Source organism: Nonomuraea sp. NPDC047529, assembly GCF_040642995.1.
Lineage (GTDB): Bacteria > Actinomycetota > Actinomycetes > Streptosporangiales > Streptosporangiaceae > Nonomuraea.
The window spans coordinates 38,297-51,983 of record NZ_JBEYTJ010000039.1 but is presented as its reverse complement, the minus strand read 5'-3'; the positions used below and the strand labels follow the sequence as shown (position 1 = coordinate 51,983).

13 protein-coding genes are annotated in these 13,687 nt (G+C 72.0%); 12 read left to right on the top strand and 1 reads right to left on the bottom strand.

All coding sequences use genetic code 11. The features are described from left to right. Window positions 1–26 precede the first annotated feature (26 nt). The 4 genes from ABZ815_RS41640 to ABZ815_RS41625 all read left to right on the top strand — a co-directional run bounded on the left by ABZ815_RS41640 (window position 27) and on the right by ABZ815_RS41625 (window position 3,156). Window positions 27–965, top strand: coding sequence for an FKBP-type peptidyl-prolyl cis-trans isomerase (locus ABZ815_RS41640; RefSeq protein ID WP_357706948.1), 939 nt, complete (start codon window positions 27–29; stop codon window positions 963–965). A 108-nt stretch (window positions 966–1,073) separates the two neighbouring features. Beyond that, the gene (locus ABZ815_RS41635) at window positions 1,074–1,976 is read left to right on the top strand and encodes an FKBP-type peptidyl-prolyl cis-trans isomerase (protein WP_357706947.1); all 903 of its coding nucleotides are present in this window, start codon (window positions 1,074–1,076) and stop codon (window positions 1,974–1,976) included. Between the two features lie 19 nt (window positions 1,977–1,995). Continuing rightward, complete coding sequence (locus tag ABZ815_RS41630) at window positions 1,996–2,643, top strand: helix-turn-helix domain-containing protein (protein WP_357706946.1); 648 nt, start codon at window positions 1,996–1,998, stop codon at window positions 2,641–2,643. 33 nt (window positions 2,644–2,676) lie between these two features. Further along, window positions 2,677–3,156 (top strand): DUF3291 domain-containing protein, encoded by a 480-nt coding sequence (locus ABZ815_RS41625; protein WP_357706945.1) that lies wholly within the window; start codon window positions 2,677–2,679, stop codon window positions 3,154–3,156. Here the strand turns inward: ABZ815_RS41625 and ABZ815_RS41620 are convergent. Continuing rightward, the gene (locus ABZ815_RS41620; protein ID WP_357706944.1) at window positions 3,102–4,169 is read right to left on the bottom strand and encodes a DUF3866 family protein; all 1,068 of its coding nucleotides are present in this window, start codon (window positions 4,167–4,169) and stop codon (window positions 3,102–3,104) included. The two genes, ABZ815_RS41625 and ABZ815_RS41620, sit on opposite strands and share 55 nt — an antisense overlap. Window positions 4,170–4,207: 38 nt before the next feature. On the opposite strand from ABZ815_RS41620, the gene ABZ815_RS41615 reads away from it, so the two are divergent. The 8 genes from ABZ815_RS41615 to ABZ815_RS41580 all read left to right on the top strand — a co-directional run bounded on the left by ABZ815_RS41615 (window position 4,208) and on the right by ABZ815_RS41580 (window position 13,578). Continuing rightward, window positions 4,208–5,170: a WYL domain-containing protein gene (locus ABZ815_RS41615; RefSeq protein WP_357706943.1), complete on the top strand. Its 963-nt coding sequence runs from the start codon at window positions 4,208–4,210 to the stop codon at window positions 5,168–5,170. Continuing rightward, on the top strand, window positions 5,167–6,135 hold the full coding sequence (locus tag ABZ815_RS41610; protein ID WP_357706942.1) for a WYL domain-containing protein: 969 nt from the start codon (window positions 5,167–5,169) through the stop codon (window positions 6,133–6,135). Before ABZ815_RS41615 ends, ABZ815_RS41610 begins: the two co-directional genes overlap by 4 nt. After that, the gene (locus ABZ815_RS41605) at window positions 6,132–6,350 is read left to right on the top strand and encodes a hypothetical protein (protein ID WP_357706941.1); all 219 of its coding nucleotides are present in this window, start codon (window positions 6,132–6,134) and stop codon (window positions 6,348–6,350) included. Before ABZ815_RS41610 ends, ABZ815_RS41605 begins: the two co-directional genes overlap by 4 nt. A 13-nt stretch (window positions 6,351–6,363) precedes the next feature. After that, window positions 6,364–6,723, top strand: coding sequence for a Sec-independent protein translocase subunit TatA (gene tatA, locus ABZ815_RS41600; protein WP_357706940.1), 360 nt, complete (start codon window positions 6,364–6,366; stop codon window positions 6,721–6,723). A gap of 34 nt (window positions 6,724–6,757) precedes the next feature. Further along, window positions 6,758–7,627, top strand: a complete 870-nt coding sequence (tatC, locus tag ABZ815_RS41595; protein WP_357706939.1) for a twin-arginine translocase subunit TatC — start codon at window positions 6,758–6,760, stop codon at window positions 7,625–7,627. Window positions 7,628–7,643: 16 nt separating this feature from the next. Then, window positions 7,644–8,531 carry a YegS/Rv2252/BmrU family lipid kinase gene (locus ABZ815_RS41590; RefSeq protein ID WP_357706938.1) on the top strand — a complete coding sequence of 296 codons (888 nt, stop codon included), beginning with the start codon at window positions 7,644–7,646 and terminating at the stop codon, window positions 8,529–8,531. 79 nt (window positions 8,532–8,610) lie between these two features. Beyond that, entirely contained in the window at window positions 8,611–11,337 is a 2,727-nt protein-coding gene (locus ABZ815_RS41585; protein ID WP_357706937.1) for a DEAD/DEAH box helicase, read from the top strand. A 387-nt stretch (window positions 11,338–11,724) separates the two neighbouring features. Next, on the top strand, window positions 11,725–13,578 hold the full coding sequence (locus ABZ815_RS41580; RefSeq protein WP_357706936.1) for an ABC transporter ATP-binding protein: 1,854 nt from the start codon (window positions 11,725–11,727) through the stop codon (window positions 13,576–13,578). Window positions 13,579–13,687: the final 109 nt, after the last annotated feature.

Genomic DNA, 13,687 nt, shown 5'->3' with positions numbered 1-13,687 from the left:
TCTGACGTCTTTTCCGAGGGAAATCCATGCGCCGCGCTCTGGCCGTACTGGCAGCCGTGCCTCTGATCTTCTTCGCCGCCGCGTGCGGCGACACCGACGCCGGGGCGAACGGAGGCGCCGCCACCAGCACCGGCTCGGCCGGGCTCAAGGTCACCGGCGACGTGGGCGCCAAGCCCACGGTGACCTTCCCCGCCGGCTCGCCGGCGACGAAGTCCTCCTACCAGGTGATCCAGCCGGGCACCGGCCCCGAGGTCAAGACCGGCGACAAGCTGATCGTCAACCTGACCGTCTACAACTGGGACGGCAAGGGCAACGCGATCCAGGGCTCCTCCTACGACACCAAGCAGCCCGAGACCGTCCCGGTCAACGAGCAGCTGCCGCAGGTGCTGCGCGATGGCTTCACCAAGGTCAAGCACGGCGGCCGGCTGCTGGCGGTGCTGGCCAACGACTCGGCGCCGCAGGGGCAGGCCACGGCCGGCGCCGAGCCGACGAAGGTGTTCGTGCTCGACGTGGTCGGCGCCCGGCCTCCCGTGCCGAAGGCGGCCACGGGCAAGGAGACCGGCCAGAGCCTCGACGGCGTCAAGGTGGTCAACCCGGGTGGGGACAAGGCCCCCACGCTGACCACCAAGACGGACAAGAAGCCGTCCAAGGAGCTGGTGGTCAAGACCGTCATCGAGGGCACCGGCGCCAAGGTGCTGCCCACCCAGACGCTGACCGTCCACTACACGGGCAAGATCTGGGGCACCGACAGCCAGTTCGACTCCAGCTGGGAGCGCGGCGAGCCGGCCGAGTTCCCGCTCGCGAACGTGATCCAGGGCTGGCAGAAGGGCCTGGCCGGAGTGCCGGTCGGCAGCCGGGTCGTCATGAGCATCCCGCCGGACCTCGGCTACGGCGACCAGGCCCAGGACAAGATCCCCGCCAAGAGCACGCTGGTGTTCGTGGTGGACGTGCTGGCGGCCTCCTGACGGGCGATCTCCTGACGGGCGATCTCCTGACGGGCGTTCCGACGACGCGGTAGCATCTCGTGGCCCGGTGGCTTCCCGCCGCCGGGCCGCTTCGTCGTGGGAGGACCGATGCGCCGCCGTACGATCGTGCCGTCGCTGGCGCCGCTGCTCCTGCTGGCCGCCGGATGCACGGGCGCGACGGCCGGCGACCTCGACCTGAAGGTGGGCGGCGCGTTCGGCGCCAGGCCCACGATCGTCTTCCCCGACGGCAGGCCCGCCGCCGGCCTGCGGGTCGAGGAGCTGAGCACGGGCGGCGGCGACCGGCTCGGCGACGACGACGTCGCGGTCGTCCAGTACACCGCGCACGTCTGGGACGGCCGCGACAACCGCCTGGTCGACTCCAGCTTCAACCGGGGCACCCCGGCGGCCTTCCCGGTGGGTTCGCTGCTGCCGGGGCTGGACCGGGCGCTGCGCGGCCGTACGGTGGGCAGCAGGGTGATCGCGGCGATCCCGCCGGGGGAGGGCTTCGGCACGAGTCCGCCGCGCGGCGTCGGCCCGGCCGACGACCTGTTCTACGTCGTGGACATCCTGGGCGCCCACCACAAGGGCGCCTCGGTCAAGAGCGCCGGCGGGTCGCTGGCCGGGGTGCGGGTGACCGGTGACGACCGTCCTGAGCTGTCGATCCCGTCCGCCGCGCCGCCGCGCGCCTTCGCCTCGAAGGTGCTCAGGCGGGGGAGCGGGCGTCCGGCGCAGGCCGGGCAGCTCCTGGTCACCCAGTACGAGGGCGCGGTCTGGGACCGGCGGCGGGTCTTCGACGGCACCTGGCCGACCGGCCTGCCGAAGGCGTTCAAGATCGGCGACGGCACCGTGATCAAGGGGTGGGACAAGGCGCTGGTCGGGGTGCCGGTCGGCAGCCGGGTGCTGATGATCGTGCCGCCCGCCTACGGCTACGGCGCGCCCGGCCACGCCGCGTACGGGATCAAGGGCTCCGACACCCTCGTCTTCGTCGTGGACGTCCTGGCCGCCTACTGAGGCTCCGTAGACTCCGGCTGTGAGCAGTGACGACGACCTGCAGGCGCTCGGCCTGCTGCACGACCCCGTGCGCCGCAGCCTGTACGAGGCCGTGACGGCCGGCGGCGGCGACGTCGGCCGGGGCGAGGCCGCCGAGGCCGCCGGCGTGTCCCGCACGCTGGCCGGCCACCACCTCGACAAGCTCGTCGAGGCCGGGCTGCTGGAGAGCGGCTTCCGCCCCCAGGACAGGAAGGGGCCCGGCAGCGGCCGCCCGGCCAAGGTCTACCGCAGGGCCAAGGGCGAGCGCACGGTCAGCCTGCCTCCGCGCGACTACGCGACGCCCGCCTCGGTGCTGGCCGACGTGGTGGAGCTGCTGGGCGCCGAGGAGCAGGCCGAGCAGGCGGCCCGCCGGGCGGGCGCGCGCCTCGCCAGGGGGCGGTCCGGTGAGCCCGTCGACCGTGTGCTGCGTGAGCGCGGCTACGAACCCTACGACGAGGGCGGCGCGCTGCGGCTGCGCAACTGCCCCTTCCACCTGCTGTCCCAGGAGCAGCCGCTGCTGGTGTGCTCGATGAACCTGGCGCTGTGCCAGGGGCTGCTGGAGGGCATGGGTGAGGATCCGGGCAGGGCGCGGCTGGATCCGCGGCCGGGGGAGTGCTGCGTCTCCCTTTCTAAAACAAATGAAGATTGACATAGAAGCCGCGAGAGTGATGTGCTGAGCCCCATGCATCTGGCCCAGCTCAACGTCGCGCACCTGCGCGCGCCCATCGACGCCCCCGAACTCGCCGAGTTCGTCGCCCTGCTCGAACCCGTCAACGCCGTCGCCGACGAGGCCCCCGGCTTCGTGTGGCGGATGAAGGAGAGCGAGAGCGACCCCACCGCCACCGTCGTGCACGACTTCGGCGACCACCTGCTGATCAACTTCTCGGTGTGGGAGTCCCTGCAGACCCTGTGGGACTTCACCTACCGCAGCGTCCACCTGGGCGTGCTGCGCCGGCGCAGGGAGTGGTTCCTGCGCGTGGCCGAGCCGTACATGGTGATGTGGTGGGTGCCCGAGGGGCACATCCCCTCGCTGGCCGAGGGCATGCGGCGGCTGGAACGCCTCAGGACCGAGGGGCCGAGCCCCGAGGCGTTCACGTACAAGGACTCCTACGACAGCAGCGAGGCCGCCAGCCTGCCCGCCGCCGCCGAGGTCAGGAAGTAGGCCAGGTCCTCCTCCAGGCCCCTGCCCATGGTGGACAGCTTCACGGGCGCGGCGCGCAGCGCCTCGTGCAGGCCGTCCACCGGCACCGGCACCAGCCGGTGCCGCGCCGCCAGCGGCCCGGCCTGCTCGCGCACCCGCTCGCCGAACGCGCCGGGCAGCTCCGGCACCGCCACGTCGGCCGGCGCCAGCGCGACCCGCCCGTAGGCGGTCAGCGAGTGGTGGGAGAGGCCGACGTGCCGCTCGCGGGCGTCGCCCTCGCTGACCCGCAGCGCCGCCACCGGACGGCCGCGCAGCACCCCGGCGGCGTTGACCGCCTCGCCCGCCGACACGCCCGAGAAGCCCCACCGGGTGCCCGTCCCCAGGTTGCCCGGCCCCTGCGCGACGACCGCCACGTCGGCCGCCAGCACGTGCCGGGCCGCCAGCAGCCCGGTGTGCACGGTCACCGTCTCGACGTCGCCGCCGAACGCCTGGCCCGTCGTGACCACCCCGGCCAGCCAGCCGACCTCGCGCAGGCGGGCCGCCGACATCGAGAACCAGGCGGGCAGCGCGCCGCCGTCCTGCATCACGTACGCCACCCGCAGGCCGGGGGCGCCGTCGTACAGGCCGGCCAGGATCGGGGCCAGCGCGGAATGCAGATCGGCCACGATCACCGGCATCCCGGCCAGGTCGTCGGCCTCGCTCAGGACCTCGTGGAACTCCGAATCCTGCTCGTCGGCGCCCAGCACCGTGGCCTGCAGCGGGGTGTAGCGGGCCTTCACCAGGTGCCCCGGACCCTCCGGATCTTGCGGCAAACGGTTCGGGACGGCCACCACCATGGCGTAACCTCCCGTACCGAGACCCATCGCGAGTGCGGTCGTGTTGAGCAGCACCTCGTCGCCGGGTTCCGGGCGGCCCACCAATGGGGGGTAGGCCAGTGCCCGGCACTCACCTTCGGGTACGGCGACGTCCAGCTCCACCGCTCCCGGCCACTCGCGTCGGATCCGGACAACCTCGCCCTTGCGCCATCTGATCACGGGGGCAGGGTAGCGTCGATGAAGGAGGAGTGAGGCAGATGTCGCGCCGTAAGACCGAGCGGTTGCTGAATCTGGTGATCTGCCTGCTCGCCACCCGGCGCCCGCTGTCGGCCGAGCAGATCCGCCAGGCGGTTCCCGGCTACGACCGCGACGGCGACGAGGCGTTCCAGCGCATGTTCGAACGCGACAAGAACGAGTTGCGCGAGATCGGCATCCCCATCGACGTCGTACGCGACCCGTGGGAGGACGAGCCGGGCTACCGCATCGATCCCCAGTCGTACGAGCTGCCGGAGATCACCCTGGAGGCCGACGAGGCCGCCGTGCTCGGCCTGGCGGCGCAGGTGTGGCAGCGGGCCAGCCTGGCCGAGGCCGCCTCGGGGGCGCTGCTGAAGCTGCGCGCCGCCGGCGTGGCCACCGACGAGCCGGTCGGCGGCCCGATCGGCGGCGGCGCCCTTGAGCTGCGCGTCGACACCCGCGACCCGGCCTTCCCCGCCCTGTGGGACGCCGTGCGCGACCGCCGCGTGGTGCGCTTCGACTACCGCGCCTCCGGCAGCGAGACCGTGCGCGCCCGCACCGTCGAGCCCTGGGGCGTGGTCAGCCGGCGCGGGCGCTGGTACCTGGCCGGGTTCGACCGCGACCGCGCCGCGCCGCGCGCCTTCCGCCTCAGCCGCATCACCGGCCCGGTCGGCGCCGTCGGCCGCCCCGGCGTCGTCGAGGTGCCCCACGGCGTCGACCTGCGGGCCATGGTCGGCTTCCCCGAGGAGCCGGTGGACGAGCGCGTCGCCGTCATCCGGGTGCGCCGGGGCTGCTGCGAGGGCCTGCGCCAGCTCGCCAGGGCCGTGCGTCCGCGCGAGGACGGCTGGGACGAGGCCGAGCTGGCCTTCACCGACCCCGAACGCCTCGCGGGCTGGATGGCCAGCCTCGGCGCCGACGTCCAGGTGGTCGGGCCGCCGGACGCCCGCGAGGCCGTCATCCGCCGACTGAAGGGAACCCTGGCATGAGCGGTTCGGCCGACCGGCTGCCCCGGCTGCTGGCGCTGGTGCCGTACCTGATGTCCCATCCGGGGGCGCAGGTAGGCGAGGTCGCCGAGGTGTTCGGGCTGAGCGAGAAGCAGCTCATCGACGACCTGCAACTGGTGTGGATGTGCGGCCTGCCCGGCCACACCCCCGGCGACCTCATCGACGTCTCCTGGGACGGCGGCGAGATCATCATCGACAACGCCGAGACCATCGCCAGGCCGCTGCGCCTCGGCATCGACGAGGCCAGCGCGCTGCTGGTCGCGCTGCGCATGATGGCCGCCACCCCCGAGCTCGCCGACGTGGCCGCCGGCGACGCGCTGCCGCGCGTGGTGGCCAAGCTGGAGCGCGCCGCGGGCGAGGGCGCGGCCACGGTCAGCAGCCAGGTCGCCTTCGACGTCGAGGCCGCCCCCGACGCCCTCGGCCGGGTGCGCGAAGGGCTCACCGGCCGGCGCCGGCTGTCGCTGCGCTACTACGTGCCCGGGCGCGACGAGGTCACCCCGCGCGAGGTCGACCCGACCCGCGTCGTGGTCGTCGACGGCCGCACCTACCTGGAGGGCTGGTGCTACCGGGCCGAGGCGATGCGGCTGTTCCGGCTCGACCGGGTGCTCGGCGTCGACGTGCTCGACGTGCCGGCCGACCCGCCGGCGGAGGCCGAGCCGATCGACGTCACCCGGGGCGTCTTCCGTCCCTCGCCGACCGACGAGCTGGTCGAGCTGGAGGTCAGCGCGGCCGGGCGGTGGGTGGCCGAGTACTACCCGTGCGAGGAGGTCGCCGAGCTCGGTGAAGGGCGGCTGAAGATCACGTTGCGGGCGCGTGACGAGGACTGGATCGTCAAGCTGGCGCTGCGGCTGGGCGACACCGGCCGGGTCGTCTCCCCGCCCCGGATGGCCGAGACCGTGCGCGAGGAGGCCGAGCGGGCCCTGGCCCTGTACGCTCAGCAGTCATGACGTGGATCTTCTGGGCCGCCGGGCTGGTCCTGGCCGGGCTGGCCGTGCTCGGCGTCGCGGGCGCGAGGGCCGCGGCCGCGGCACGTTCTCTGAAACGGGAGGTCGCCGCGGCGAAGGCGCGTCTGGAGCCCATGCAGGCCAGATTGACGCCCCGGGGAGATGAGACCACGGCCCCCGGGGGCGTACCATCGGGGCTGAAGACCGGCACTCGCTGATAAAGGACGTTTCATGTCGAACCTTGGAGTTCCCGAGCTCCTGATCATCGCAGGCGTGCTCGTCCTGCTGTTCGGTGCCAAGAAGCTGCCCGATGTGGCCAGAGGCGTCGGCAGGTCGCTGCGCATCTTCAAGTCGGAGACCGCCAAGCTCCGCGATGACGACGACGACACGCCCCACACCACGGTCCAGGCCCAGGCGGCTCCGGCCCCGGCCCCGGCGCAGCAGCCCGCGCCGCAGCCGATCACGCCCGCCCCGGCCCCCGCTCCCGCCCCGGCCCCCGCGCTGTCGGCCGAGGAGCAGGCCCGCCAGCTAGAGGAGCAGGCCGCCCGGCTGCGCGCCAGCGCCGCCGCCCAGGCCGACAAGCAAGGCTGACCCCCCTTCCTCCTCCCTCACCCCTGGACTGCGAATGGCGCTGCTCAAACGGTCGAGCGATTCCGGATCGGCCCCCGACCCCGAGGGCCGGATGCCGCTCATGGAGCACCTGCGCGAACTGCGCAACAGGTTGCTCATCGCGGTTCTCGCGGTGGTCGTGGGCATCGTCGTCGGCTGGATCCTGTTCGACCCGGTGTGGGAGGCGCTGCGCGCCCCCTACTGCGAGACGGTGCAGTCGCGCCAGCTCAACGGTCACTGCAGCCTGGTCTACAACGGCATCTTCCAGTCCTTCTTCATCACGCTGAAGGTCTCGGCGATGGTGGGCGTCGTGGTGGCCTCACCGGTCTGGCTCTACCAGATCTGGGCCTTCGTCACCCCTGCCCTCTACCGCAACGAGAAGCGCTACTCGATCGCCTTCCTCGGGCTGGCGGTCCCGCTGTTCGTGTTCGGCGCCGGCCTGGCCTACGTCATCATGGACACCAGCCTCGGCATCCTGCTGAGCTTCTCCCTTGAGGACACCGTCGCGACGATCTCGATCGACGAGTACCTCGACTACGTCCTGATCATGTTGTTGATCTTCGGCGTGTCGTTCGAGCTGCCGCTGCTGCTGGTCTTCCTCAACGTCATCGGCGTCCTGTCCCACGCGGCCGTCAAGAAGCACCGGCGTACGGTGATCTTCGCGATGTTCGTGTTCGGGGCGGTCATCACCCCCGGTGGCGACCCGCTCACCATGATGGCGCTGGCCGCGCCGATGATCATCCTGTACTTCCTCGCCGAGCTCTTCATGTACGCGCGGGAGCGCCGCAGGCCCGCGGGCGAGGACTTCTCGCACCTGTCCGACGACGAGGCCTCCCCGCTGGCGGACGTCCCGCCGGAGGCCGAGGATTCCGATGGCGCCCGATAGGCGATAGGTTCCGGGCGTGGCCCCCCAAATCGCCCTGCTCGTCAACCCCGCCGCGCGCGGCGGGCGCACCCTGCGACTGCTCGAACCCGTCGCCCGCCGGTTGCGGGCCGGCGGCGCCGAGCTGTCGGTGATCGTCGGCTCCGACGCCGCCGACGCGCTCGAACGTGCCTGCACCGCCGTCGCAGAGCGTCCCGACGCGCTGGTCGCCTTCGGCGGCGACGGGCTGGTCCATCTGGCCGTCCAGGCCGTGGCGGGCACCGACGTGCCGCTCGGCATCATCCCGGCCGGCACCGGCAACGACTTCGCCGCCGCCCTGGGCCTGGCCCACCGCGACCCGCTGGCCGCGGCCAGGACCGTGCTGCGGATGCGGGCCCGGCAGGTCGACGCGGCCCGCGTCCGGGCGGGGGAGTCGGAGGAGCTGTTCGCCGGGGTGCTGTGCTGCGGCTTCGACTCGCGCGTCAACGAGCGCGCCAACCGGCGCACCTGGCCGCCCGGCAAGGGCCGCTACCTGGTGGCGGTGGCCGAGGAGCTGCGCGCCTTCCGTCCGATCCCGTTCCGGGTCACGCTCGACGACGGCGAGGTGGTCGAGCAGGAGGCGATGATGGTCGCCGTGGCCAACACCCGCTCGTACGGGGCCGGCATGCGCGTGTGCCCCGACGCCTCGCCCGACGACGGCCTGCTCGACGTGATGATGGTCGGCGCGGTGTCCAAGGGCGAGTTCCTGCGCGTCTTCCCCGGCGTCTACCGGGGCACCCATGTGGGCCATCCGGCGGTGTCGGTGCGGCGGGCCCGCCGGGTCACGCTGGAGGCGTCCGACGTGGTGGCCTACGCCGACGGCGAGCGCGTGGGGCCGGTGCCGGTCACCTGCGAGATCCAGCCCGGCGCGCTCCGCGTGATCACTTGATCTACAACGTAAAGGCCGTTCGCCGTGGGCCGAGTCCACCGGGACGGACCGGAATGGCGCTTTCGGTAGGGTGACGGGTATGACAACGCCAGCGGAACGCTACGCGGCCTTCCGTCAGAAGCACGGGGACGACGGAGGGGCGCTGAGAACGTTCCGCGGCCTCTACGACTTCGAGCTCGACGACTTCCAGCTCGACGCCTGCCGGGCCCTGGAGGCCGGCGACGGCGTCCTGGTGGCCGCGCCCACCGGGTCGGGCAAGACGGTCGTCGGTGAGTTCGCCGTCCACCTGGCCCTGGAGCAGGGCCGCAAGTGCTTCTACACCACCCCCATCAAGGCGCTGTCCAACCAGAAGTACAACGACCTGGTCAAGCGCTACGGCACGGCCAAGGTCGGCCTGCTCACCGGCGACAACAGCGTCAACGGCGAGGCCCCGATCGTGGTCATGACCACCGAGGTGCTGCGCAACATGCTCTACGCCGGCTCGGCCACCCTGGCCGGGCTCGGCTTCGCCGTCATGGACGAGGTCCACTACCTGGCCGACCGCTTCCGCGGCGCGGTGTGGGAAGAGGTCATCATCCACCTGCCGGAGTCGGTGCGCCTGGTGGCGCTGTCGGCGACGGTCAGCAACGCCGAGGAGTTCGGCGAGTGGCTGGGCGAGGTGCGCGGCGACACCACGGTCATCGTCGACGAGCACCGGCCGGTGCCGCTGTGGCAGCACATGATGGTCGGCAACCGCATCTACGACATGTTCATGACCGACGACCTGACGCTGCGCATCAACCCCACGCTGATGCGGGTGACGCGCGACGCCGAGCGGCTCATGGCCGGGCGGCGCGGGCGCGGCGGCTACGGCAAGGTCCACCGTTCGCGGCCGCCCGACCGGGCCCAGGTGATCGAGAAGCTCGACTCCGAGGGGCTGCTCCCGGCGATCACGTTCATCTTCTCGCGCGCCGGCTGCCAGGCGGCCGTCCAGCAGTGCCTGCACGCCGGGATCCGGCTGACCACCGACCGCGAGCGCCACGAGATCAGGCAGCTCGTCGACGAGCGCACCGCGCACCTGCCCGACGAGGACCTGGCCGTGCTGGGCTACCTGGAGTGGCGCGACTGCCTGGAGCGCGGCCTGGCGGCCCACCATGCGGGCATGCTGCCGGCGTTCAAGGAGGTCGTCGAGGAGCTGTTCACCCGCGGCCTGGTCAAGGCCGTCTTCGCCACCGAGACGCTGGCGCTCGGCATCAACATGCCCGCCCGCAGCGTGGTGATCGAGAAGCTCGACAAGTGGAACGGCGAGACCCACGCCGACCTCACCCCGGGCGAGTACACCCAGCTCACCGGGCGGGCCGGGCGGCGCGGCATCGACGTCGAGGGCCACGCGGTCGTGCTGTGGCAGGTGGGCATGGACCCGCTGTCGGTGGCCGGGCTCGCCGGCACCCGCACCTACCCGCTGCGCTCCAGCTTCCAGCCGTCCTACAACATGGCCGTCAACCTGGTGGGCCAGTTCGGCCGCGAGCGCGCCCGCACGCTGCTGGAGGAGTCCTTCGCGCAGTTCCAGGCCGACCGGGCGGTCGTGGGCCTGGCCAAGCAGCTGCGCAAGCACGAGGAGGCCCTGGAGGGCTACCAGGAGGCCATGACGTGCCACCTGGGCGACTTCCCCGAGTACGCCGCGCTGCGCCGGCGCCTGTCGGACCGGGAGGCCGAGCTGTCCAAGCAGCGCGGCGCGGCCCGGCGCGCGGCCGCCGCGCGCTCGCTGGAGGCACTGCAGCCCGGCGACGTGATCCGGGTGCCGGGCGGGCGCAGGGCGGGCCTGGCGATCGTGCTCGACCCCGGCCGCAACCCGCGCGGCCAGGGCCCCAACCCGCTGGTGCTGACGATCGGCAAGCAGATCAAGAAGCTCGACCCTGCCGACTTCCCGGTGCCGGTCGAGCCGCTGGAGAAGCTGCGCATCCCCAAGAACTTCAACGGACGTTCGCCGAAGGAACGCGCCAACCTGGTCTCCACCCTGCTGGCCAAGATCGGCGACCGCGACCTCGGCAAGCCGGCCAGGGCGCGCGACCACTCGATCGAGGACGACGAGGTCAACGAGCTGCGCCGGCTCATCCGTCAGCACCCCTGCCACGGCTGCGACGAGCGGGAGGACCACGCCCGCTGGGCCGAGCGCTACTACAAGCTGCAGCGTGAGACCGAGGGGCTGCGCCGCCGCGTCGAGGGCCGCTCCCACGTCATCTCGCGCACCTTCGACCGCATCTGCTCGGTGCTGGAGCAGCTCGGCTACCTCGACGGCGAGACCGTCACCGACGAGGGCCGCCGCCTGGGCCGCCTCTACACCGAGCTCGACCTGCTGACCGCCGAGTGCCTGCGCGGCGGCCTGTGGGAGGAGCTCGAACCGGCCGAGCTGGCCGCGTGCGTGTCGGCGCTGGTGTTCGAGTCACGGCAGTCCGACGACGCGCGCCGTCCCAAGGTGCCCGCCGGGCGGGCCCAGGACGCGCTGTCGTCGATGATCCGGCTCTGGGGCGAGCTGGAGGGCATCGAGTCCGACCACGGGCTGTCCACGATCCGTGAGCCCGATCTGGGGTTCGCGTGGGCGGCCTTCCGGTGGACCAAGGGCCACAGCCTCGACGCGGTGCTGATGGAGGGCGTGGCCGGCAACGAGCTGGCGGCCGGCGACTTCGTACGGTGGATCAAGCAGTTGATGGACCTGCTCGGTCAGCTCGGGAACGCGGCCCCCGAGGGCAGCAAGATCAAGCAGACCGCGGGCAAGGCGATGGACGCCATGCGGCGCGGCGTGGTGGCCTACTCCTCGCTCACCTGAGCCTCTGCGCTCACCTGAATCCCCTCGCATCACCTGGGTGTGCGGGAATGTCCTCGAAGGGCGGGCGGATCCGGCCGGATCCGCCCGCCCTTCGGGTTTTCCGATTAGGTGAGAACCAGTTCTGAGTAGCATCTTTGAGCGTTCCGTGACCGCTATTAGCGGATTTGGCGATTTACGGCTCATTTAACGGGCCTTCGGAAGCGCCTTTCTGGCCGGGATTCACCGGTCAAGTCTTGTATTAACAGCCGAACTTCTGGTGATTTGCCGTGAATTCGTGGGTATCGTCCCATTTGTCGAATGGAACAGCCATACGGGGGAGGAAGATATGGCTAGCAACCAGCTGACCCAGGCCGGCTTCCAGGAGTCCTGGCGCTGCCGTAGGCGCCGGTGGGCCCGCCGCCGCTGCTGCAACTTCCGCAGGTGGTGGGGCTGGGGGTGGTAGAGCAACCCCGTGAGAGCCGGCGGCCCAGCCGCCGGCTCTCCCTTGCGCTCTCCGGCCGTGAACTCGCTCCCGCAGTGTCTATTCGCCGAACCTTTCGCGAGTTCTGGCCGGACACGAAAGGCCTGCGCCGGTTTTTCGCGTGTGGCGTGGTGTTCGCCGTCCTTGCAGCACTCTGTGAGGTCGCTGCGATCCGCCTGTTCGGGCACATCACCGACGACGTGCTCGCCACACGGGATCTGGACGCCTTCTGGGCGCCCGCCTTCACCTGGCTCGGGCTCGCCGCTTTCGCCGGGGTGACGTCCTTCGTCGGGACGTACGCCACGGCGTACGGCGCGGAAAGATTCCTGCTGGCCCTGCGCGACCGCGTGTTCGCGCACATCCAGACCCTGTCGCCGGACTTCTCGGAGAACCGGCGGCTCGGCGACCTGATGGCCAGGCTGACCGACGACATCCAGGCCATCGAGGAACTGATCGGCTCCGGCCTGGTCAAGCTGTTCACCACGGCGGCCAGCGCGATCTTCTTCGCCGGTGCCGCCTTCTTGATCCGCTGGGACCTCGCCCTCGTCACGATGGCGCTGATCCCGGCGTTCCTGGTCGTCTCGAAGCTGTTCGCGGCCAGGTTCAGGACGGCGGCGGCCCGCGAGCGGCTCAGCAACGGCGCCATGAACAGCGTGCTGGAGGAGGGCCTGGCCAACCAGGCGCTCGTCCAGGCCTACAACCGGCAGGGGGCCGAGTCCGGGCGCCTGCACGGCGAGGGCCGGCGCTGGCTGCGCGCCAACCTGTCCCAGGCCTGGCTGTCGGGGCTCTACCAGCCCGTCGTCCAGGTCATCGAGACGGTCTGCCTGATCGTCGTCATCGGGTTCGGCGCCTGGGAGATCGTCTCTGGACGACTCACCCTGGGCGGCCTGCTCGCCTTCGCCGCCTACCTGGCGATGCTCTACCCGGCCGTGCAGAGCCTGGGGGAGCTCGCGCTGACGGTGTCGGAGGCGGCGGCGGGGTCCGACCGCGTGATCGAGGTCCTGCGCGCCAGGCCCCTCGTCACCGACCCCGAGGGGGCGGTGGCGTTGCCCGGCCGGGCCGAGGGACGGGTGGAGTTCGACGGCGTCGGCTTCACCTATCCGGGACGCACGCGGCCCGCCCTGCGCGACGTGTCGTTCACCGCCGGGCCCGGCGAGCTGATCGTCTGCACCGGGCCCAGCGGGAGCGGCAAGTCGACGATGGCCAAGCTGCTGCTGCGCTTCTACGACCCGGGACAGGGACGCGTCCTGCTCGACGGCCGCGACATCCGGGGCCTGACGCGGGAGTCGCTGCGTGACAGCGTGGCGATCCTGCACCAGGAGACGTTGCTGTTCTCGGGGTCCGTACGCGACAACATCGCCTACGGCCGGCCGGGCGCCTCGCTCGACGAGGTGATCAGGGCGGCCGAGGCGGCCGGCGTGCACGACTTCGTCAAGCTGCTGCCCCAGGGGTACGACACCCCGGTCGGGCAGCGGGGCCGGCTGCTGTCGGGCGGCCAGCGGCAGCGGATCGGGATCGCCAGGGCCATCCTGCGCGACGCGCCCGTCCTGGTGCTCGACGAGCCCATGACCGGGCTGGACGACGCCACGGTCGCCCAGATCATGAAGCCGCTGCGGCGGCTGATGGCCGGGCGCACCACCATCCTCATCACGCACGACCTGCGTCACGTGCCGGAGGGCGCGCGGATCGTGGAGGTGGAGCCGGTGCCTCGCGAGGAGCGGATCCGGCTCAAGCGCGTCGGCTCGTTCGGCCTCCGACCGCGCCTGAGCACGCCGCCCTGACGGCCCGGTCCTGTCGGCCCGGTCCTGACGGCAGCGTCCTTGTGGAACGGTCCGACGGCACCGCGCCGAAGGTCCGCGCGGGGTCCCATGCGGCCGCCCCTCCTGGCTC